Origin of the sequence: Pseudomonas putida (assembly GCF_003228315.1) — a bacterium.
Lineage (GTDB): Bacteria > Pseudomonadota > Gammaproteobacteria > Pseudomonadales > Pseudomonadaceae > Aquipseudomonas > Aquipseudomonas putida_S.
The window spans coordinates 5,570,293-5,590,806 of the sequence record NZ_CP029693.1; the positions used below are offsets into that span (position 1 = coordinate 5,570,293).

Annotated in this window: 17 protein-coding genes; 6 read left to right on the top strand and 11 right to left on the bottom strand. The window is 59.2% G+C overall.

Translation table 11 applies throughout. The features are described from left to right. Window positions 1-54: 54 nt before the first annotated feature. The 5 genes from DKY63_RS26090 to DKY63_RS26110 all read right to left on the bottom strand — a co-directional run bounded on the left by DKY63_RS26090 (window position 55) and on the right by DKY63_RS26110 (window position 5,058). Window positions 55-756 carry an ABC transporter ATP-binding protein gene (locus DKY63_RS26090; protein ID WP_110966754.1) on the bottom strand — a complete coding sequence of 234 codons (702 nt, stop codon included), beginning with the start codon at window positions 754-756 and terminating at the stop codon, window positions 55-57. Then, window positions 757-1,524 (bottom strand): high-affinity branched-chain amino acid ABC transporter ATP-binding protein LivG, encoded by a 768-nt coding sequence (gene livG / locus DKY63_RS26095; RefSeq protein ID WP_110966755.1) that lies wholly within the window; start codon window positions 1,522-1,524, stop codon window positions 757-759. Continuing rightward, complete coding sequence (locus tag DKY63_RS26100; RefSeq protein ID WP_110966756.1) at window positions 1,521-2,777, bottom strand: high-affinity branched-chain amino acid ABC transporter permease LivM; 1,257 nt, start codon at window positions 2,775-2,777, stop codon at window positions 1,521-1,523. The genes livG and DKY63_RS26100 overlap by 4 nt, the downstream gene beginning before the upstream one ends. Next, on the bottom strand, window positions 2,774-3,697 hold the full coding sequence (livH, locus tag DKY63_RS26105) for a high-affinity branched-chain amino acid ABC transporter permease LivH (RefSeq protein WP_007976647.1): 924 nt from the start codon (window positions 3,695-3,697) through the stop codon (window positions 2,774-2,776). Before livH ends, DKY63_RS26100 begins: the two co-directional genes overlap by 4 nt. A 233-nt stretch (window positions 3,698-3,930) precedes the next feature. Continuing rightward, on the bottom strand, window positions 3,931-5,058 hold the full coding sequence (locus tag DKY63_RS26110; RefSeq protein WP_110966757.1) for a branched-chain amino acid ABC transporter substrate-binding protein: 1,128 nt from the start codon (window positions 5,056-5,058) through the stop codon (window positions 3,931-3,933). Between the two features lie 348 nt (window positions 5,059-5,406). On the opposite strand from DKY63_RS26110, the gene DKY63_RS26115 reads away from it, so the two are divergent. Then, window positions 5,407-5,712 carry a DUF2288 domain-containing protein gene (locus tag DKY63_RS26115; RefSeq protein ID WP_110966758.1) on the top strand — a complete coding sequence of 102 codons (306 nt, stop codon included), beginning with the start codon at window positions 5,407-5,409 and terminating at the stop codon, window positions 5,710-5,712. Between the two features lie 299 nt (window positions 5,713-6,011). On the opposite strand, the gene DKY63_RS26120 is transcribed toward DKY63_RS26115, so the two are convergent. Beyond that, window positions 6,012-8,213 carry a hypothetical protein gene (locus DKY63_RS26120; RefSeq protein WP_110966759.1) on the bottom strand — a complete coding sequence of 734 codons (2,202 nt, stop codon included), beginning with the start codon at window positions 8,211-8,213 and terminating at the stop codon, window positions 6,012-6,014. Window positions 8,214-8,411: 198 nt separating this feature from the next. On the opposite strand from DKY63_RS26120, the gene DKY63_RS26125 reads away from it, so the two are divergent. Then, window positions 8,412-9,308, top strand: a complete 897-nt coding sequence (locus DKY63_RS26125) for an NAD(P)-dependent oxidoreductase (protein WP_110966760.1) — start codon at window positions 8,412-8,414, stop codon at window positions 9,306-9,308. Here DKY63_RS26125 and DKY63_RS26130 read toward each other — a convergent pair. Both DKY63_RS26130 and DKY63_RS26135 read right to left on the bottom strand, forming a co-directional pair. Continuing rightward, window positions 9,265-11,481: a putative bifunctional diguanylate cyclase/phosphodiesterase gene (locus DKY63_RS26130; RefSeq protein WP_110966761.1), complete on the bottom strand. Its 2,217-nt coding sequence runs from the start codon at window positions 11,479-11,481 to the stop codon at window positions 9,265-9,267. The two genes, DKY63_RS26125 and DKY63_RS26130, sit on opposite strands and share 44 nt — an antisense overlap. A gap of 145 nt (window positions 11,482-11,626) precedes the next feature. Continuing rightward, a complete protein-coding gene (locus DKY63_RS26135; protein ID WP_110966762.1) occupies window positions 11,627-11,992 on the bottom strand; it encodes a YkgJ family cysteine cluster protein in 366 nt (121 codons plus the stop codon). A gap of 291 nt (window positions 11,993-12,283) precedes the next feature. Between DKY63_RS26135 and DKY63_RS26140 the strand changes: the two genes are divergently transcribed. Beyond that, window positions 12,284-13,633, top strand: coding sequence for a spinster family MFS transporter (locus DKY63_RS26140; protein WP_110966763.1), 1,350 nt, complete (start codon window positions 12,284-12,286; stop codon window positions 13,631-13,633). A gap of 167 nt (window positions 13,634-13,800) precedes the next feature. Here the strand turns inward: DKY63_RS26140 and rapA are convergent, their stop codons facing one another. Beyond that, entirely contained in the window at window positions 13,801-16,647 is a 2,847-nt protein-coding gene (gene rapA, locus DKY63_RS26145) for an RNA polymerase-associated protein RapA (RefSeq protein WP_110966764.1), read from the bottom strand. Window positions 16,648-16,877: 230 nt separating this feature from the next. Between rapA and DKY63_RS26150 the strand changes: the two genes are divergently transcribed. The 3 genes from DKY63_RS26150 (at window position 16,878) to ccoM (ending at window position 17,791) form a co-directional block, all read left to right on the top strand. Further along, the gene (locus tag DKY63_RS26150) at window positions 16,878-17,219 is read left to right on the top strand and encodes an aspartate-semialdehyde dehydrogenase (protein ID WP_110966765.1); all 342 of its coding nucleotides are present in this window, start codon (window positions 16,878-16,880) and stop codon (window positions 17,217-17,219) included. Window positions 17,220-17,319: 100 nt separating this feature from the next. Continuing rightward, the gene (locus DKY63_RS32430) at window positions 17,320-17,493 is read left to right on the top strand and encodes a hypothetical protein (RefSeq protein ID WP_204354259.1); all 174 of its coding nucleotides are present in this window, start codon (window positions 17,320-17,322) and stop codon (window positions 17,491-17,493) included. Window positions 17,494-17,674: 181 nt separating this feature from the next. Continuing rightward, window positions 17,675-17,791 carry a cytochrome c oxidase subunit CcoM gene (gene ccoM / locus DKY63_RS32965; RefSeq protein ID WP_343327505.1) on the top strand — a complete coding sequence of 39 codons (117 nt, stop codon included), beginning with the start codon at window positions 17,675-17,677 and terminating at the stop codon, window positions 17,789-17,791. Between the two features lie 278 nt (window positions 17,792-18,069). On the opposite strand, the gene DKY63_RS26160 is transcribed toward ccoM, so the two are convergent. Together DKY63_RS26160 and DKY63_RS26165 are read right to left on the bottom strand one after the other, a co-directional pair. Continuing rightward, the gene (locus tag DKY63_RS26160; RefSeq protein WP_110966767.1) at window positions 18,070-19,545 is read right to left on the bottom strand and encodes an inorganic phosphate transporter; all 1,476 of its coding nucleotides are present in this window, start codon (window positions 19,543-19,545) and stop codon (window positions 18,070-18,072) included. 376 nt (window positions 19,546-19,921) lie between these two features. Beyond that, a complete protein-coding gene (locus tag DKY63_RS26165) occupies window positions 19,922-20,122 on the bottom strand; it encodes a hypothetical protein (RefSeq protein WP_008056863.1) in 201 nt (66 codons plus the stop codon). Between the last annotated feature and the right edge of the window lie 392 nt (window positions 20,123-20,514).

The following is a 20,514-nucleotide window of genomic DNA, read 5'->3' on the forward strand; positions in this document are numbered from 1 at the left end:
GTGGCAGACATAAAAAAACGGCCCGAGAGGGCCGTTTTTCATTACCGCAATGGCTTAACCCCCGAGGTACGCTTCGCGCACTTTCGGGTCGGTCAGCAGGGATTCACCAGTACCTTGCATCACCACCCGACCGTTTTCCAGCACGTAGGCGCGGTCGGCGATTTTCAGCGCCTGGTTGGCGTTCTGCTCCACCAGGAACACCGTCACACCGTCCTTGCGCAGTTGTTCGATGATGTCGAAGATCTGCTGGATGATGATCGGTGCCAGGCCCAGCGAAGGCTCGTCGAGCAGCAGCAGCTTGGGCTTGCTCATCAGCGCACGACCGATGGCGAGCATTTGCTGTTCGCCGCCGGACATGGTGCCGCCGCGCTGGTTGAAGCGCTCTTTCAGGCGTGGGAAAAGTCCGAGGACCTTGTCCATCTGTTCCTGATAGTCGCCCTTGGCGGTGAAGAAACCACCCATGGAGAGGTTTTCTTCCACGGTCAGGCGGGAAAACACCCGACGACCTTCCGGAACGACCGCGATGCTCTTGCGCATGATCTGCGAAGAGTCCTGGCCGACCAGTTCCTCACCCATGTAGCGAATGCTGCCGCTGTGGGCCCGCGGCGAACCGCAGAGGGTCATCAGTAGCGTGGACTTGCCGGCACCGTTGGCGCCGATCAGGGTCACGATTTCGCCCTGGCGGACCTCGACGTTGACGCTGTGCAGCGCCTGGATCTTGCCATAGAAGGTGGAAACGTTTTCGAACTGCAGCATTTACGCTTCCCCCAGGTAGGCTTTGATCACTTCAGGATTGTCGCGGATCTGTTCCGGCGTACCGTCGGCCAGAGGCGTGCCCTGGTTGATTACGACGATGTGGTCGGAAATGCTCATGACCAGCTTCATGTCGTGTTCGATAAGCAGCACGGTGACGTTGTGCTCCTCACGCAACACGCTGATCAGCGCCTTCAGGTCCTCGGTTTCCTTGGGGTTCAGACCGGCAGCCGGTTCGTCGAGCATGAGGATCCGCGGGCGGGTCATCATGCAGCGGGCGATTTCCAGGCGACGTTGCTGGCCGTAGGCCAGGGTGCCGGCCGGGCGGTTGGCGAAATCGCGCAGGTTGACCTTGTCCAGCCAGTACTCGGCGTATTCCATGGCCTCGCGCTCGCTCTTGCGGAACGACGGGGTCTTGAACAGGCCGGACAGGAAGTTGGTGTTCAGGTGACGATGCTGGGCGATCAAGAGGTTCTCGACCGCGGTCATGTCCTTGAACAGCCGCACGTTCTGGAAGGTACGCACCACGCCTTTGAGGGCGATCTTGTGGCCGGGCAGGCCTTCGATCGACTCGCCGTCCAGCTTGATGCTGCCGCCACTCGGCTTGTAAAAGCCGGTCAGGCAGTTGAACACGGTGGTCTTGCCGGCGCCGTTGGGGCCGATCAAGGCAACCACTTGTTTTTCCTTCACGCTCAAGGCAACGCCGTTGACCGCCAGCAGGCCGCCGAAGCGCATGCTCAGATTTTCTACTTTAAGGATCTCGCGACTCATTTGCGCAGCTCCATGTGAGGACGTTGCATGGGCAGCAGACCCTGAGGGCGCCAGATCATCATCAGTACCATCAAGGCACCGAACATCAACATGCGGTACTCACTGAACTCACGCATCATTTCCGGCAGCAGGATCATCACCACCGCAGCCAGGATCACACCCAGCTGCGAGCCCATGCCACCCAGCACAACGATGGCGAGAATGATCGCCGACTCGATGAAGGTGAAGGACTCCGGGGTGATCAGGCCTTGACGAGCGGCGAAGAAGCTACCGGCGAAACCGGCGAAGCTGGCGCCCAGGGTAAAGGCCGACAACTTGATCACGGTCGGGTTGAGACCCAGTGCACGGCAGGCGATTTCGTCTTCGCGCAATGCTTCCCACGCGCGCCCCAGGGGCATGCGCAGCAGGCGATTTATGACGAACAGTGCAAGCAGTGCCAGGAGCAACGCCACCAGATACAGGAAGATCACCTTGTTGATCGAGTTGTATTCCAGGCCGAAATACTCGTGGAAGGTCTGCATCCCTTCGGCGGCCTTGCGTTCGAAGGTCAGGCCGAAGAACGTCGGCTTCTCGATGTTGCTGATGCCGTTCGGACCGCCAGTCAGGCCGGTCAGGTTACGCAGGAACAGACGGATGATTTCACCGAAGCCCAGGGTCACGATCGCCAGGTAGTCGCCGCGCAGACGCAGCACCGGGAAGCCCAGCAGGAAGCCGAAAGTGGCCGCCATCAGGCCGGCAATCGGCAGGCAGATCCAGAAGCTCAGGCCGTAGTAGTGCGACAGCAGCGCGTAGCTGTAGGCGCCGACGGCGTAGAAACCAACGTAACCCAGGTCGAGCAGACCGGCCAGGCCGACCACGATGTTCAGGCCGAGGCCGAGCATCACGTAGATCAGCACCAGTGTCGCGATGTCCACCGCGCCACGGGAGCCGAAGAACGGCCAGACCAGGGCACCGGCGATCAGGGCGATGATCAACCAGCGCTGAGTGGTCGGCAGAGTCAGGAAGTTACTGGCCTTGGCCGGAATCAGCGGCATGCGCGGCGAAGAGCGCCAGGCCGAGCTGATTTGCTGGTCGAACAGGACACGCAGGAACATCAGCACCGAACACACCGCGATGGTGATCAGGGTGGCGGTGCTGGTGCCGTGCACTTCCAGGTTGATGCCGACGATGGTCAGCTTCAGACCCAATACCGGATAGGCCACGGCCCATACCAGCAAGGCGCTGAAAAACGCCTGTTTAAGATTCCTAGTCATACTTTCTCAACCTCCGGACGGCCCAGCAGGCCGGTTGGCCGGAACAACAACACCAAAACCAGCAGGCCGAAGGCGACGACGTCCTTGTACTGGTCGCCGAAGATGTCGGCACCGAAGGCTTCCGCCACACCCAGTACCAGCCCGCCGAGCATGGCACCCGGGATGCTGCCGATCCCGCCCAGTACCGCTGCGGTGAAGGCCTTGAGGCCGACCAGGAAACCGGCGTTGGGGTTGATCACGCCGTATTGCATGCTCAGCAGCACGGCCGCGATGGCCGCTAGCGCGGCACCGATGACGAAGGTCAGGGCGATGATGTTGTTGGTGTTGATACCCAGCAGGTTGGCCATCTTGATGTCTTCGGCACAGGCGCGGCAGGCGCGGCCCAGGCGAGAGCGGGAGATGAACAGGGTCAGGCCGAGCATGGCGACCAGGGTCACCACGAACACCACGATTTGCATGTAGGAAATCAGCACTTCATGTGCGCCACCTGGGCCGAAGGCAATGTTGCCCGGAATCAGGTTGGGGATGGATTTGTCCTTGGAGTCTTGCGCCAGCAGAACGGTGTTCTGCAGGAAGATCGACATGCCGATGGCGGAAATCAGCGGAATCAGACGGTTGCTGCCGCGCAGGGGGCGGTAGGCGATCCGTTCGATGCTGTAGCCGTAGGCACTGGTGACGACGATGGTCGCCAGGAAAGCGGCGGTCATCAACAGTGGAACACTGTCGAGTCCCAGCATGGCCAGCCCGGCAATGGCGATGAACGCCACGTAGGAGCCGATCATGTACACCTCGCCGTGGGCGAAGTTGATCATTCCAATGATGCCGTAAACCATCGTATAGCCGATGGCGATCAGGGCATACGTGCTGCCAATGGTCATGCCATTAACCAGCTGTTGGAAGAAGTGATAGATGTCAGGCATTACAGCGCTCCTAAAAACCTGATACGCATTTCACTGGTGGAGTCATTTTCCCGCCCGAGCCCCGTGGATCTGCATCCACTTCGAATTCGGGGTTTGCCAGCGAACCGCTGATGACGGTTTTGAGATTTTCAGGTGGGGAGACTAGCGGATCACGCCAGCGCGGCCCAAATACGTTCGTAAAACAAAGCCCACGGCACGCCGTGGGCTTTATTGGCAGTCAGTCAGGCAGGGCCTTACTGAGGCGAAGCTTCAGTTTTTGGTTTGCCGAAGTGCCACTCGTAAACCACGAATTTGAAGTCTTTCAGGTCGCCCTTGTCGTCGAAGCTCAGGTCGCCGGTTGGAGTCTTGAAGGTGCCTTTGTGGATTTCTGCAGCCACTTTGGCGGTGTCTTCGGACTTGGCAGCCTTGATGCTTTCGGCGATCACTTCCACAGCCGAGTAGGCCGGGAACACGAACGGACCGCTCGGGTCTTCTTTCTTGGCCTGGAATGCTTCTACCAGAGCCTTGTTCGCAGGGTCTGCGTCGAAGGACTTCGGCAGGGTTACCAGCAGGCCTTCGGAAGCGTCCTTGGCGATCTGCGAGATGGAGTCGTTACCCACGCCTTCCGGACCCATGAACTTGGCTTTCAGGCCTTTTTCCTGGGATTGACGCAGGATCAGACCCAGCTCCGGGTGGTAGCCGCCGTAGTAGACGAAGTCGACGTTGGCTTGCTTGAGCTTGGCGATGATCGAGGAGAAGTCCTTGTCGCCGGCGTTGACGCCTTCGAACACGGCAACCTTGACGCCTTTGCCTTCCAGGGTTTTCTTCACGGCGGTGGCGATGCCTTCACCGTATTGCTGTTTGTCGTGCAGAACGGCAACGATTTTCGGTTTTACGTGATCGGCAATGTAGTTACCGGCGGCAGGGCCCTGGGCGCTGTCCAGACCGATGGTACGGAAGACCATTTTGTAACCACGGGCGGTGATGTCCGGGCTGGTGGCAGCCGGGGTGATCATGATCACGCCTTCGTCTTCGTAGATGTCCGAAGCCGGTTGGGTGGAGCTGGAGCACAGGTGGCCGACCACGAACTTGACGCCGTCGTTGACGACCTTGTTCGCTACCGCTACCGCTTGTTTTGGATCGCAGGCGTCGTCGTATTCAACGGCTTCGAGTTTCTTGCCGTCTACACCGCCTTTGGCGTTGATTTGTTCGATGGCCATTTTGGCGCCACTGAACTGCATGTCGCCGTATTGGGCTACAGGACCGGTTTTAGGGCCGGCGATGCCGATCTTGATGGTGTCAGCTGCGAACGAATGGCTGGCAACCCCGGCCAGAACCATAGCGGCAAACAGTTTGGAAATCTGCTTAGTAGCCTTAGTCATAGTGCTCCACTCTTACTGTTGTAATTTTTATAGTCCTGGCGCCGTGGGCAACAGAACCGGGTCAGTATCGACGACATTCCCCGGAAAAGCCCCTCGGCAACTGTACCGGTACAGTGTAGAGCGCCGATCGTCAGCCTGGGAAGCTGGCGCCGGGGGGCAAAACCTGAGCGTGTCGCGTATTTGAAAGAAAAAGACAGAATTGCGGCGGGCTTTTGACGGGTTAATAGCCAGATTCCGTGCATTCCTTGGCTTTCCTGCGCTTTTCATTCGGTACTGCTAATTGCAACCGGGTTTTTCTGCCAGACCACCGACGTTATCATTGCGCCAATTTCTTTTCCGGACAGACCCATGAACGAAGAACCTAGCACCCTCTATGCCAAGCTGCTTGGTGAAACCGCATCTATTTCGTGGAAGGAACTGGAGCCGTTCTTCGCCAAGGGTGCCCTATTGTGGGTCGACCCGGCCCTGGATTTGATCGCCGCCGCAGAGGCCATGGCCACCGATGATGGCGAGAAAGTGGCCGCCTGGCTGGCCGCCGACAAGGTCGCGAAGCTGTCTGAAACGCGGGCGCTGGATCTTTTCGAACGCGATCCGGTGTTGTGGGCGGTGGTTGTTTCGCCGTGGATCATGATCCAGGAAAGAGCAAGGGATTGACTGCGCGCACCGTCATGGTGCGCATCGCTCGCGGCTAAAAGTGTGTAGCCGAGTAGCGTGATGGCACGTTGCCGTAGAGAAAGGCCACAGCCTCACGGTGACGTAAACGTAACGGGAACAGTTGAACGGGCAGCCTGAGGGCTGCTTGATTGTTTCTGGATGTTTAACTTGTGTTGAATCCGAGATTGCCATCGCGAGCAGGCTCGCTCCCACAGTGGTCGGGTGAACACAGAATTGTGAACACCCTGGAACCCTGTAGGAGCGAGCCTGCTCGCGATCAGCGGCGACTCGGTCCCATGTCAGGCCGAGTAGGTCTTGCCCGTATGGTTATTCAGCGAAATAACCTTGGTCTTGCCAATGCGATGACGGTAGATCTCGCGCAGGTATTTGATCGCTTTCTTCACGCAATCCCGGGACAGGCGGATGTCGTTGATCGAGACGAACTTGTCCTTGTCGTTGATCAGCTCGCGGTATTTCTTTTCGTACATCGGCTTGATCGCGTACCAGTTGGTATCGAGGATCTTGGCCGGGTTTTCGAACTCGTTGAGCAGATCGTCGATGCGTGCTTCATCGAATTCCTCGTTGATGATGAAGTCGAGGATCGAGTGATCCAGGGTGTCATCGAAACGGTACGGGTTACGGGCAAAGCAGCGCTTGATGAAGGCCACGATCAGGGTCAGGAAGTCATCCGACAGGCACGGGCTCTTGGCGATCAGGGTGGTCAGCGACAGGTTGGCCGAGGCACCGATCACCAGTGCATAACGCTTGAGCGTGGTGTTGGGGAACAGGCTGTTGAGGTGGGTCTTCAGCCGGTTCAGGTCCATGTAGGACAGCTTGTAGTCCTTGGGCAGGGACACGATCGACACCACCGACGAGCAGTTCTTGAAGAAGTGCAGGTCGTGCAGCGCCGCAGCGTCGTAACCCGAGTTCTTGTACTGCTCCAGCGATGCGCGGTAGCGCTTGGACTCGATCGGCAGCAGGCTGATGCCTTCGATGGCCTGGGTCACCTTGTTGAAGTGCGGCAGGTCGATGGAGCGGAAGAACAGATCGTCGATGTTCAGGCGCTGTGGTTCTTTGTCGAACACCTTGAACTTGTCGCTGGTCGGCGCCGGGGTTTCCGGGACCACGGATTCGGCGTAGGCAATCGCCACCGGGCCGGCCAGACTCATGAACAGGTCGTTGGCGTCCAGGCGAATGGTTTCGCCGATGTCGATGCCGGCACGACGGAAATAGTTCTGGTCGTAGTCAGTCGTGACCGCCTGCGCTGTCAGAATGTTGAAGATCTGCTGCGAGATGTACTGGTTGGCGTGCTTTTCCATGGCATTGACATCAATGTTCTGGATGTTGCCGTCATCGTTCTCTTCGGCGTAACGCATGATGTCGTTGGAAATCAGCATCATCGCGTTCCACGGGCGGATGCGACCCATGACACTGGCTTCGCTGCTGTCTTCGTTGGCGAAGTTGTAGGAGAAGTCCCACTCTTCCGACAGGTATTTGCACAGCAGGCGACCGGCGTTGATGTGCAGTGCTTCGGACATTTCGCTGCGATGATCGGAAATGTTCGGCAGCACGCAGATGCCGCTGGTGAAGATCGGTTCGAAGACGAAGGAGTGGCCGCTTTTGCTGTCGTGCTCGTCCATCGGCTTGGTGTCGAACGTCTTGTTCATGTACGAGTGCTGCTGGGCCAGGCCGAACTCCGAAGCCATGCCCGAACCGGTACCGCCACCGGCACTGAAGATCGAGAAGTACAGGCGCGACTGGTTGGCCTTGATGCCGCAGCTGTCGATCAGGTACGAGTGAATCATCTTCCAGTCGGGGCTGGAGAAACGCTGGGTGTCCTTGTTCAGGATGATCTTGGCCAGGTATTGGCCGAGGATCGGCGCGTTACCGGCACCACCGGCGTGGACTTCCGACAAGTCCATGATTTTCATTTTGCTGTAGTCGCGCAGGAAACCGCTCTTTTCGCCCTTGCGCGAGAAGCGGATGCGACCGGCGATGTCTTTGTCCAGGTCGCCAAGCATGACCAGCGGCTCGACCAGGAACACAGGTTTGGTGGCCTTGTTCGGCATCAGTCGCAGGTTGTTGCGGATCCACTGCGCGGGGCTGTAGCCCTTTTCGGCAAAGCGTTTGTCCGGCGACAGGCGGTCTTCGTTGTTGAACTCGTTGAGGTAGAACTTGCGCGCGTTGTACACCAGCTCCGCGACATCCAGCGCGATATTCGAACCGCAGCGGCCCAGGCCGATCAGGCACACCGACGGGAATTCCTGGTCGTTGTGCTGCTCGTTGTCGCCTTCCAGGTGCGGCGGGCGCGGGAACACCATGTCGCGCAGGCCGTCGAGGTTGTCGAGGATGCGATCGGTGTTGGTCTCGGTGAAATAGAGATATTGCTGGGTGGCCAACGGGCGGGAGGGGAGCAATGGCTTCGGCGAGACAGGAGTGTTTGCCGCGGGGCTCAAGGTCAGGTCGGAAACCGCAGTGGCCGGATTATTTTTGGAAGTCATTGTTCGCCATCTACCTGGGCTGTTTTGGTCGAACGACAGGTTGTCGTCGTACCGTCACGGAATGAGAACTCGCGTCTTTTATCAGCGCGTATTGGGTCCGAGCGTCAGGGGCACAGCCTGGGCATCGCTCGGGGAAATCCTTTTCTAGTCATGTTGAATCGGCCAGTATTCGGCGATCTTTAATCAAAAAGAGGCGAAATGATGTCAACGCTACCTTCGTTGGGGTTTGCCGGAATCGGTCTGATGGGGCTGCCGATGTGCCGGCGTCTGCTGGCCGCGGGTTATCCGCTGACGGTGTGGAACCGTAATCCGGCCAAGTGCGCGGCACTGGTCGAAGCCGGTGCCCGCCAGGTCGCCATCCCGGCCGAACTGTGCCAGCACGCCGACGTGGTGATGCTGTGCCTGGCGGACACCTCGGTGGTGCGCGAGGTGGTGTTTGGTGCGACGGGGATTGCCGAGGGCGCGAAAAGCGGCCAGTTGCTGGTGGATTTCTCCAGCCTTGAACCCACCGCGACGCGGGAAATGGCAGCAGAGCTGCACAGTAAAACCGGTATGGGCTGGCTCGATGCGCCGGTGTCCGGTGGCGTGGTCGGTGCCGAGGCGGGCAGTCTGGCGATCATGGTCGGCGGCGATGCAGTGGATCTTGAGCGAGTGAAACCCGTTCTGTCGAGCCTGGGACAGCGGGTGACGCACATGGGCGCGGTCGGGGCGGGGCAGGTGACCAAGGCTTGCAATCAGATGATCGTGGCCTGCAACGCGCTGGTGATTGCCGAAGTGGTGGCGCTGGCGGAGCGTTCCGGAGTCGATGCCAGTCTGATCGCCGAGGCGCTGGCCGGTGGCTTTGCCGACTCCAAGCCCTTGCAGATCCTCGCCCCGCAGATGGCCGAAAGTCGTTTCGAGCCGGTGAAGTGGCACGTGCGAACCTTGCTCAAGGATCTGGATACAGCCGTGAAGTTTTCTCGCGAACAGGGTTCGGCGACGCCGGTCAGCGGCCTGGCGGCGCAACTGATGCGACTGCACGGTGCTCAGGGGTATCTGGAAAAGGATCCTTCTACATTAGTGCGGATGTACCGTGAACCAGACTCAGCGAAGTGAGGGTGTAGCGGTTCTTGCGCTGATTGATCTCGTTCAGCACTGGATGTAGTTCGGCCAGCGGCACAGGGCGGCTGAGCAGGTAGCCTTGGGCGAAATCGCAGTCGTGGCTTTCGAGAAACTGGTATTGCTCGAAGGTTTCGACGCCCTCGGTCACCACTTGCAGGTGCAGGGTATGGGCCATGGCAATGATCGCCTGGACGATCTCCATGTCCTGGGTTGATTTGGGGATGTCCTGAATGAACGAGCGGTCGATTTTCAGCGTGTTGAGTGGCAGGCGCTTGAGGTAGGCCAGGGACGAATATCCCGTGCCGAAGTCATCGATAGAGAGCGCTACGCCCAGGGCACGAATCTGCTGCAGCAACTCCAGGGTATCGGCGATATTGCCCATCAGCGCATTTTCCGTAACCTCCAGTTCCAGCCGTTGCGGTGTCACTCCGGTGCTGCGCAATACCTGCTCGATTTCACCCGCCAGTTCAACCCGGGCCAGGCTCAGGGGCGAGCAGTTCACGGCGATTTTCATTGTCTCGCAACCCTGGCGCGATAACTCGCCCAGGTCTTCGCAGGCCTTGCGCAGGACCCAGTTGTCCAGTTCGCTGATCAGGCCATTGGCTTCGGCCAGGGGGATGAAACGGTCGGGAGCGAGGAATCCGTGTACCGGATGTTGCCAGCGAATCAAGGCTTCCAGCTTGCTGACTTCGCCGGTTTTCAGGTCGTAGATCGGCTGGTAATAGAGCATCAGACCCGCGCCTTCGCGCAGGGCATGGCGCAGTTCTTCTTCCAGTTGCAGCTCCAGCGTGGCGCGGGCCTTGAGGTTGGCGCTGAAGAAATTCAAGCCGTTACGACCACTGCCCTTGGACTGATACAGGGCCAGGTCGGCATTTTTCAGCAATTCATCGCAGGTCTTGCCATCCTCGGGAAACAGGCTGATGCCGATGCTGGTGGTCATGACCATGCGCCGCCCGGCCAGCTCGATCGGCTCCTTCATTTTCAACATGATGTTCTGGGCCAGTTGGCGCGCCTCTTCGCGATCATGCAGGTTGATCAGCATGCAGAATTCGTCGCCGCCGAAGCGCGCCACCACATCTTCGTGGCTGCGCAGCGAGCTTTTGATGTGGCCGGCGAGCACTTTGAGCAGTTCGTCGCCGGCATCGTGTCCGAGGCTGTCATTGATGCGCTTGAAATGGTCGATGTCGAGAAACAGCACCGCCAGCATGCCGCCGGTGTGGGTCTTCTCGATGAGCTTTTCGGCGAAGAGTTGGTTGAAACCACGGCGGTTGATGAGGTTGGTCAGCGGATCGAAGTGCGCCACCTGTTGCAGGGATGCGCGGGCCTGATCCAGCTGACTGAGCAATGAATTGACCCGTTGCAGGTCGTTTTCCTTGTGTTGCAGCTTCTTGTCTGCCAGCGCCGCACTGATGCTGCTGCCAATGATCAGCAGGGCCATGACTGCGACCGTCAGGCCCAGTTGAAAGTGATTGTTTTCCGCAGGCTGCGTCAGGACGCTGCCCGCTGGCAGCACCAGATCGAAGGCCGCCATCCCGGTGAAGTGCATGCTGACAATGCCGGCGCCCAGGACCAGGCTGGCGCAGTACTTGAGCAGTTGATGAAACATGCCGGTGCCGTTGCGCAGGTAGCTCGACAACAGCAGTGCCGCCAGGCTGGCGCCAATCGCAATCACGATGGACAGGGCGAACAGGACAGGTTGGTAGTAGACGACCGCCTGCGAGCGCAGCGCGGACATGCCGACGTAATGCATGGTGGCGATGCCCAGGCCGACCCAGATCGAAGCTTTCAGGCAATGCCGGAAGTTCAGGGCCGGGCGACTGAGGGTTTGCATCGCCAGCCGTGCAGCGAGCAGGGCGATGAACAGGGAGGCAAGGGTGACAGGCAGTTGGTAGTGGATGTTGATAGGGGCCTGAAAGGCCAGCATGCCGATGAAATGCATGGCCCAGATGCCACCGGCCAGGCATCCGGCACCGACCCAGCGCCAGAGTCGGCGGGACGCGGGTTTTTCCGCGTGTGCGACCCGCTCCGCCATGTCCAGCGTCGCGAAACTGCCGGCACAGGCGACCAGAAAAGCCAGTAGAACGAGAAAAGGGTCATGCATGCAATTGAGAATGACCTGTCCGCCCTCTGGCAGCCCAGCAATGAAATGCAGACCCAGCCACTCCATAACATGCCCCGTCTTGTTGCCTTGACCGGCGCAAGGACACCGGAGAGTGCCTTGGAGTATAGAGGGCGTGCACAGGCTGCAAGAGGTGATGGCACTTTAGGGTCAATAAATTTGTTATTAACCCTATAGCGTTCGGTGCTAAGAATCAGGCGCTTAGTTGCTCAACAACGGCTGCGGTGGGCTCCAGAGGCGGCAAACCGAATGCCGCGCGTGCCGCGTCACAGTCGGTATTGACCTGACCATCGACCCAGGAGGCCTCGAATTCCCGACAAGGGGTCGAGCGTTGCTCATAAATCGTGCATTTCACTTCGCTTCCCACTTCCCCCTCCAGGCTGGTGCAGCGTGGGGATTTGCAGTTGGTACCCAGCATCGCCACCCGGCTGGGGGTGATTTGCTCGACAAGCTCATCGGGCACGGTTCCGCCGGATGAGGCGCATTCACCCCAAAAAAATGACACGCGAAAGAAGGAACAGCAGGCACCGCAATTCAGACACGGACTGACTTCGGACATGGGTAATTATCTAAGGAGGAGTGGGGAGGCCGGGGGGCTGACAAGGCCGCTATTCTAGGCTTCGCCAGCGGCTTGGAAAGGGGGGTAGAGAGGTATTTTTCAACGGCTGGACGTGCGGTCACAACCACCGCTGCGCACGGAAGAACATTGGACTTCACGGGTGTGCTTGGGCGAACGTTCGCCATGGGCTGATATCAGCCGGGCGAATAATGACAGACAGTTGCGACGGGCCTGTCTAGATTGCAGATTCCGGGGAAACGACGCCCCAATAACAATAAAAGAGACGGACCCATGCAGAACTCGACCCAAGCGGCGAATGCCTGGCGCATTCTGTTCCTGTTGTTCCTGGCCAATCTGTTCAACTTTTTCGACCGCACCATTCCCGCCATCATCATCGAACCGATCCGCATGGAATGGCACCTCAGCGACTTTCAGCTGGGGATCATCGGTACTGCATTCACCATTGTCTACGCGATTGCCGGCCTGCCTCTGGGGCGGATGGCCGATACCGGCTCGCGCAGCAAGTTGATGGGCTGGGGATTGGCGGCGTGGAGCGGGCTGACGGCTGTCAATGGCATGGTGGGCAGTTTCTGGAGCTTCCTGATCGTGCGCATGGGCATCGGCATTGGTGAAGCCAGCTACGCGCCAGCCGCCAATTCGCTGATCGGCGATCTGTTTCCGGCCCATCGCCGGGCGCGGGCCATGGGGATCTTCATGCTCGGCTTGCCACTGGGGCTGTTGCTGGCGTTTTTCACCATCGGCGCGATGGTCAAGGCGTTCGACAGCTGGCGTGCGCCGTTCTTTATTGCTGCCGTGCCGGGGCTGATCCTGGCGATCTTCATGTTTTACATCAAGGAACCCAAGCGCGGTGCCGCCGAGAGTGTGCAGGTGTCACAGGAGAAGGTCGACCGGCCGATCCGCCGTGTCCTGGCGGTACCGACGTTCCTCTGGCTGGTGCTGGCCGGGTTGTGCTTCAACTTCGCCACCTATGCCTGCAACTCATTCCTGGTGCCGATGCTGCAGCGCTATTTCCTGTTGCCGTTGCAGGAGGCTGCAGTCGCGACCGGGGTCATCGTCGGTGTGACCGGCTTGGTGGGCCTGACGTTGGGGGGATGGATTGCGGACAAGATTCACCAGCGCGTCGCCAACGGCCGCCTGCTGTTTGCCGCCTTCAGCCTGATCATTTCCACCTTGTGCACGGCATGGGCGCTGCATTCAGGGCGGATCGAGATTGGCGTGTTTGTCGCGGTGTTCAGTCTGGGCTGGCTGTTTGCGTACAACTTCTACACCTGCGTTTATACGGCGATGCAGGATGTGGTCGAACCACGTCTGCGGGCCACGGCCATGGCGTTGTTCTTTGCCGGCTTGTACCTGTTGGGTGGTGGGCTGGGGCCGGTGGTAGTCGGCGCCTTGTCCGATCACTTTGCGCACACCGCCATGTTGGCGGCGGGTGCCGAGCAAATGACCGAGGCGTTCAAGGCGGTCGGCCTGCATGACGCGATGTACCTGATTCCGGTGGCGCTGTTTTTCACCATGGTGTTTCTGGTGCTGGCGTCGCGGTGTTTTGTGCGGGATGCGAAGCGGATGAAGGATGGGTTGGGGGTTGTGGTTGAGCCTGAGAGAACTGCAGCGACTGCTTGATTGCTATCGCGAGCAGGCTCGCTCCTACAGGGATTTTGCATGCACTGACGTTCAAATGTAGGAGCGAGCCTGCTCGCGATGAGGCCAACTTCAGCAACACAAAACTCAAGCAAACAAAAAGGCCCGCATCACTGCGGGCCTTCTTTTTTAGCGGTGGAGCAGGGGGCTTAACCCGCCACCAACACCCGAATCGCTTCCAGTCGCAGCGCCGCCTTGTCGAGCATGGCCAAACCTTGCTCGCGTTGTTTGCGCAGGGCGACCAGTTCGCTGTCACGAACCGTCGGGTTGACCGCTTGCAACGCGGTCAGGCGTGCCAGTTCCTCATCGGTATCGGCAGCCAGACGACGTTGTGCTTCCGCCACGCGCTCGGCATGACGCGGGAAGACTTTGTCTTCGCCGGCGTTGATCCGAGGCGTCAGTTGATCGCGTTGGGCCTGGATGAATTTGTTGGCGCTGGCGCGCGGCACGCTTTCGAGTTGATCGTTCAAGGTTTCAAACGCGACACGGGCCGACAGGTCGTTGCCGTTGGCGTCGAGCAGGCAGCGCAGGGCGGCTGGCGGCAGGTAACGACCCAGTTGCAGCGAGCGTGGGGCGACCACTTCGCTGACGTAGAGCAGTTCCAGCAACACCGTGCCGGGCTTGAGCGCCTTGTTCTTGATCAGCGCCACGGCGGTGTTGCCCATGGAGCCGGACAGCACCAGGTCCATGCCGCCCTGCACCATCGGGTGTTCCCAGGTGATGAACTGCATGTCTTCGCGGGACAGCGCCTGGTTGCGGTCGTAGGTGATGGTCACGCCTTCGTCGTCGCCCAGCGGGAAGCTGGCGTCGAGCATTTTTTCGCTCGGCTTGAGGATCAGGGCGTTTTCCGAATGGTCCTCGCTGTCGATACCGAACGCATCGAACAGGGTTTCCATGTAGATCGGCAGGGCGAACTGGTCATCTTGCTCGAGAATCGCTTCCACCAGCGCATCACCTTCGCCCGCGCCGCCCGAATTGAGTTCCAGCAGGCGGTCGCGACCGGTGTGCAGCTCGGCTTCCAGACGCTCGCGCTCGGTGCGCGCTTCGTTGATCAGCGCTTGCCACTCACCGTCGTCGGCCTCTTCCAGCAGCGGCAGCAGGCGTGGGCCGAACTGATGCTGCAGGGCGTTGCCGGTCGGGCAGGTGTTGAGGAAGGCGTTCAGCGCTTCGTGGTACCACTGGAACAGACGCTCTTGCGGGCTGGTTTCCAGGTACGGCACGTGCAATTGGATGGTGTGCTTCTGGCCGATCCGGTCCAGGCGACCGATACGCTGCTCGAGCAGGTCCGGGTGGGACGGCAGGTCGAACAGCACCAGGTGATGGGAGAACTGGAAGTTGCGGCCTTCACTGCCGATTTCCGAACAGATCAGCACTTGCGCGCCAAATTCTTCGTCGGCGAAGTACGCGGCGGCGCGGTCACGCTCAAGGATGTTCATGCCCTCGTGGAACACCGTGGCCGGGATGCCGGAGCGTACGCGCAGGGCGTCTTCCAGGTCCATGGCGGTTTCGGCGTGGGCGCAGATCACCAGCACTTTGGTGCGCTTGAGCATTTTCAGCTGGTCGATCAGCCATTCGACACGCGGGTCGAATTTCCACCAGCGCTCTTCTTCACTGGCGTCCGGCTGGGCCTGGAAGCTGACCTCCGGGTACAGCTCGGCGTGATCGCCCAACGGCAGTTCGAGGTATTCGTCCGGGCACGGCAGCGGGTACGGGTGCAGTTTGCGCTCCGGGAAACCCTGCACCGCGGCGCGGGTATTACGGAACAGCACGCGACCGGTGCCGTGACGGTCCAACAGTTCGCGCACAAGGCGGGCGCTGGCTTCGGTGTCGCCGTCGTTGACCGCGGCCAGCAAGGCTTCGCCTTCGTTGCCGAGGAAACCGTTGATGGTCTGGTGGGCTTGCGGCGACAGGCGGCCCTTTTCCAGCAACTCCTGAACAGCCTCGGCGACCGGACGATAGTTTTCGCTTTCGGCACGGAAGGCGTTCAGGTCGTGGAAGCGATTCGGATCGAGCAGGCGCAGACGAGCGAAGTGGCTGTCCTGGCCCAGTTGTTCCGGGGTTGCGGTCAGCAGCAGCACGCCAGGGATCGTCTCGGCGAGTTGCTCGACCAGCGAGTATTCAGGGCTGACCTGATCTTCGTGCCACACCAGGTGGTGGGCTTCGTCGACCACCAGCAAGTCCCAACCGGCTGCGAACAGCGCATCCTGGGCCTTTTCGTCGTCCACCAGCCACTCCAGCGCAACCAGTGCCAGTTGGGTGTCTTCGAACGGGTTGGAGGCATCGCTTTCGATGAAACGCTCCTCGTCGAACAGCGCGACTTGCAGGTTGAAGCGGCGGCGCATTTCCACCAGCCACTGGTGCTGGAGGTTTTCCGGTACCAGGATCAGCACGCGATTGGCGCGACCCGACAGCAGCTGGCGATGGATGACCAGACCGGCCTCGATGGTTTTGCCCAGGCCCACTTCGTCCGCCAGCAGAACCCGTGGTGCGATACGGTCAGCCACTTCCCGGGCGATGTGCAATTGGTGCGCGATCGGTTGTGCACGCACGCCACCCAGGCCCCACAGGGAAGACTGAAGCTGGCGGCTGGTGTGTTCCAGCGTGTGGTAGCGCAGGGAGAACCAGGCCAGCGGATCGATCTGCCCGGCGAACAGGCGGTCGCTGGCCAGACGGAACTGGATGAAGTTCGACAGTTGGGTTTCCGGCAGGGTGACAACTTCGTTCTGTGCATTGAGGCCGTGGTAAACCAGCAGGCCGTCCATGTCATCGACTTCGCGAACGGTCAGTTTCCAGCCTTCGAAGTGGGTGATGGTGTCACCCGGTGAAAACCGCACACGGGTGAGGGGCGCATTCCGTAGCGCGTACTGGCGGGTGTCGCCAGTGGCCGGGTAGAGCACGGTCAACAAGCGCCCGTCCTGTGCCAGGACGGTGCCCAAACCCAACTCCGCTTCGCTGTCACTGATCCAGCGTTGCCCCGGTTGATACTGCTGCGCCATGCTGCCTGACTCCCACCTTGAAAAAGCGGGCTATGTTAACGGAACAGGTCTTAAGACCAAAGGAATACCTGTGCCGCCGCCGCTGTAGAGGGCGGTCTTTTGCTCGAAAAGACCTCAAGTGATCGTAGTCGGTGACATCTTGTAGAGTGCCAAATGGGTCACAGTTTGCGACCGATGGCTCAAGTCGCCTGCGCCGCAGCCGACATCCTGCCGACAGGAGACCAAAAATTATGCTGCCACCGATGCTCCCCCTGAGTGCCGTGCCGGTCACTTCCCAGCACGATCCGATTCGCCCGCGCCCGGACATCGCACCTGTGGTGCCGATGCAGGAGAGTTCCACCGACAGCACCATCGACCTGAGAAATCGCGATCCTGAAGACGCCGTCCTGCTGTTGCGCGAAGAGCAACGTAAAAAGCAGGAGCGCGAGCGTCGCCGTCGCGAAGCCGATGAGGATCCCGAAGCCCACCTGGCGATTCCCGGCACTGAGCTCAATGCCGACAACACCGTGCCGGTTGCGCCATTGATGGAAGATCAGCCGCGCCAGGGGTTGTGGGTCGATATCGAGATTTGAAGTCGCGTCTGGTCAGCGTCGTCGTCAGACCGCATTATTGGCGCAGTGCTGCCCGATGACGGGGCAGCTGAATTTCATTCCAAGCGATGCACTGAACGCCATGAGCCAAGACGACAAGCTGATCGACCTCAACGCCGAACGCGCCAAGCGTGTCCATGACCTCAACGAAAAACGCCTTAACGAAGTGCGCCAGGCGTTCGAGCAGGCCATGCCGTTGGGCACTGCGAAGAAAAAACCGAAGAACAAGTCAAAGAACAAGCCGAAAAAGCGCTGATCTCTTCCCTGCATCCCTGCATCCCTGCATCCCTGCATCCCTCCCTGCATCGAATGATGCAGGTCAGTTTTTCCCCTTCTTTAAGCCCGGTCCCGGGCAACATTGATCCCGGTCAATATTTTCTCCTGCGCGATTGGTTAACTTAGCTCCATCGCAACAAGGCAACCGCAGGAGACGCGTCATGTTTTTCGACAACGTGGTGATCGCCGGAGTGCTGACCGTCAGCCTCATGCTGATGTTTTTTGCAGGACTTGGAGTTTTTATCTGGAAGGACTCGCACAAGCGGGGCAAACCGTAGTTCTTATCAGATGTAATGAGCACGCAAGGCATTTTGGGCAACTTCGGTTGCCCTTTTTTTTGCCTGCGATTTCTGGCAGGTACACAAAACAACTGTAGGAGCCGAGCTTGCTCGCGATAGCGGTTTAACATTCAACATGGATGCTGAATGTTATGGCCCTATCGCGAGCAATCGAGCGTCGACCGGCTGCTCCTACAGGAGTTGGGTTGTCAGCGATTTCTACGCTAATAAAAAAGGCGCGGTCCTCACGGAGCGCGCCTTTTTAGTTCAACTATTTATCAGCTACCCAGCGCCTTCGACGCCAGCCAGAACAGGCCGGCCGACAGGGCTACGGTGGCGGGCAGGGTCAGAACCCAGGCCAGCAGGATGGTTCTGACAGTGCCGCCTTGCAGGCCGCTCTTGTTGGCGACCATGGTCCCGGCCACGCCCGAAGACAGCACGTGGGTGGTGGACACCGGCAGGCTGAAGATGTTGGCCAGGCCGATCATGCACGCGGCGGTGATCTGCGCGGACATGCCCTGGGCGTAGGTCATGCCTTGCTTGCCGATCTTCTCGCCGATGGTCAGGACCACGCGTTTCCAACCGATCATGGTGCCCAGGCCGAGGGCCAGGGCCACCGCCAGAATCACCCAGAATGGCGCGTATTCGGTGGTGGTGGTCAGGTCTTTACGCAGCTTGTCCAGGTCGGCCTTTTCGCGGGCGGCGAGGCCTGGCAGCTTGGCGACTTTCTTCGCGGTGTCATCCAGGCACAGCAGGTAGCGACGCACTTCGATACGGCTTTCCGACGGCAGCGAGTGGTAATCCGCAACGCCCTTCAGGGTGCCGAGCAAGGCATTGATGGTCGGTTCGGTCTGCTGCGGGTTGCAACGGAATTTCTCCGGCAAATCGCCTTCCACACTCTTGCCCAGGGCCAGGAATTCGCCCAGGGAGTCGGCATTGCGCTTGTAGAACTGGCTCAAGTGCAGGGTCGCATCGCGGGTGCGTTCGATCTGGTAGGTGGTGCTGTTCAGGTCGAGTACGAACTGCGCTGGCACGATACCGATCAGGACCAGCATGATCAGGCCGATACCTTTCTGGCCATCGTTGGAACCGTGCACGAAGCTCACGGCCATGGCCGAGATCACCAGTACCAGGCGGTTCCAGAACGGCGGATGCTTCTTGTCGTCGACACTGCGGCGCTGTTCCGGCGTCTTGTGCATCTTCGACAGCGGTCGCCACCATTTAAGACCGATCAGTACCAGGGCGGCGACCAGGAAACCTGCCATTGGCGAGAACACCAGCGACATGGCGATGTCGATCGCTTTCTGCCAGTTCACCCCGTCGGCCAGTGGAATGTCGTTGATCAGGGCGTTGGCCAGGCCCACGCCGAGGATCGAACCGATCAGCGTGTGGGAGCTCGAAGCCGGGATACCGAAGTACCAGGTGCCCAGGTTCCAGGTGATGGCCGCGGCGAGCAACGAGAAGACCATTGCCAGACCATGGCCGGTATTGACGTTTATCAGCAGTTCTACCGGCAGCAGGTGAACGATGGCATACGCCACGCCAACGCCGCCCAGCAGCACGCCGAGGAAATTGAACACGCCGGAAAAGAACACCGCCAGATGCGGCGGCATGGCTTTGGTGTAGATAACAGTGGCGACCGCGTTAGCGGTGTCATGAAATCCATTGATGAACTCAAAGGCGAGAACAAAAGCCAGGGCGAGCAAGAGGCTCACAAGCACCCAAGCATCCAGTCCGCTGAATAAATCGATCATGAAGGTTTTCTGACCCGGTCATAAGGGGGCGCGATTATGCCAGAAAAGACAGTGAATCGATGCACTAGCTGCTCATCGGTAACATTCTTCAATGAATTTTCTTGCGGTTGCACCCTCGAATCTGGCGGTTTTTCGGGGTTTGCAAGTCATTGAATTTCCTCGCAAACACTGGTGGCGCAAGGGTTGCGCCTGCGTGAAAGGTCGGTTTGGAGGCTTGTATGAAATTTCTGAAAGGAGGGTCAGAAATGAGCCTCGTACCCTGTCAGATGGGCAAGGTAGCTGCTGCCCGCTCATGGCGGGCGCAAAAGGCAACATCAATACTTCCCGCTTTTAACGGAGGTAAAAACAGACCCTGGAAGGCATCAAGCCGGAGCAGTCATGGCTCTTCGGCTTTGAGTTCCTTTTCCATTTTTTCCAGTTCCTGCTTGAAAACCTGATCCTGAACGGTGGCGCGCTTGCGCCAGGGTTTGCGTTCCGGTTCGGGTTGGGCGGCGTAGGTGGTGACTTCCCCGCCGTAAACTTCCTTGTAACGTTGTTCCTGGCGCTCAAGTTCCGCGCGCAGTTCGTCTTTCGTCACAGTGCTACCTGATTGAGTTGAGATAAATTCTGGTGAAACGCGCTGCGCTCAATGTATTGATCACGCTCGACAAGAGGACAACGCCCATGCAGGCATCGTTTGCGACAGGGTGATCAATACGTCCATGTTGCAGGCGGCTACGGCACCAGAGATAAATAGCTGACGTAGCATCAGTTTCCTTTTTTGGCGAGCGCGCAGGCTTTGCAATGTCGCGCCACCGAGTAGCGGCATCGGTGAATGAAGAAACACCGGGCTACTGATTTGCATTATAGCGAGCGATTCACAGAACTCTATCGCCAAACACTTAAAAGTGGATATTGCAGCGTGAATGTTTTGTTGCCCGCAAGTTTAGCGGCAACTAGCGAATGGCTGAGGTCATTGCGCAGCGATGC

Excerpts from the sequence above, each read along its gene's own strand:
- DKY63_RS26090 (WP_110966754.1), bottom strand. The coding sequence starts at position 756 with ATGCTGCAGTTCGAAAACGTTTCCACCTTCTATGGCAAGATCCAGGCG.
- livG (WP_110966755.1), bottom strand. The coding sequence starts at position 1,524 with ATGAGTCGCGAGATCCTTAAAGTAGAAAATCTGAGCATGCGCTTCGGC.
- DKY63_RS26100 (WP_110966756.1), bottom strand. The coding sequence starts at position 2,777 with ATGACTAGGAATCTTAAACAGGCGTTTTTCAGCGCCTTGCTGGTATGG.
- livH (WP_007976647.1), bottom strand. The coding sequence starts at position 3,697 with ATGCCTGACATCTATCACTTCTTCCAACAGCTGGTTAATGGCATGACC.
- DKY63_RS26110 (WP_110966757.1), bottom strand. The coding sequence starts at position 5,058 with ATGACTAAGGCTACTAAGCAGATTTCCAAACTGTTTGCCGCTATGGTT.
- DKY63_RS26115 (WP_110966758.1), top strand. The coding sequence starts at position 5,407 with ATGAACGAAGAACCTAGCACCCTCTATGCCAAGCTGCTTGGTGAAACC.
- DKY63_RS26120 (WP_110966759.1), bottom strand. The coding sequence starts at position 8,213 with ATGACTTCCAAAAATAATCCGGCCACTGCGGTTTCCGACCTGACCTTG.
- DKY63_RS26125 (WP_110966760.1), top strand. The coding sequence starts at position 8,412 with ATGATGTCAACGCTACCTTCGTTGGGGTTTGCCGGAATCGGTCTGATG.
- DKY63_RS26130 (WP_110966761.1), bottom strand. The coding sequence starts at position 11,481 with ATGGAGTGGCTGGGTCTGCATTTCATTGCTGGGCTGCCAGAGGGCGGA.
- DKY63_RS26135 (WP_110966762.1), bottom strand. The coding sequence starts at position 11,992 with ATGTCCGAAGTCAGTCCGTGTCTGAATTGCGGTGCCTGCTGTTCCTTC.
- DKY63_RS26140 (WP_110966763.1), top strand. The coding sequence starts at position 12,284 with ATGCAGAACTCGACCCAAGCGGCGAATGCCTGGCGCATTCTGTTCCTG.
- rapA (WP_110966764.1), bottom strand. The coding sequence starts at position 16,647 with ATGGCGCAGCAGTATCAACCGGGGCAACGCTGGATCAGTGACAGCGAA.
- DKY63_RS26150 (WP_110966765.1), top strand. The coding sequence starts at position 16,878 with ATGCTGCCACCGATGCTCCCCCTGAGTGCCGTGCCGGTCACTTCCCAG.
- DKY63_RS32430 (WP_204354259.1), top strand. The coding sequence starts at position 17,320 with ATGAGCCAAGACGACAAGCTGATCGACCTCAACGCCGAACGCGCCAAG.
- ccoM (WP_343327505.1), top strand. The coding sequence starts at position 17,675 with ATGTTTTTCGACAACGTGGTGATCGCCGGAGTGCTGACCGTCAGCCTC.
- DKY63_RS26160 (WP_110966767.1), bottom strand. The coding sequence starts at position 19,545 with ATGATCGATTTATTCAGCGGACTGGATGCTTGGGTGCTTGTGAGCCTC.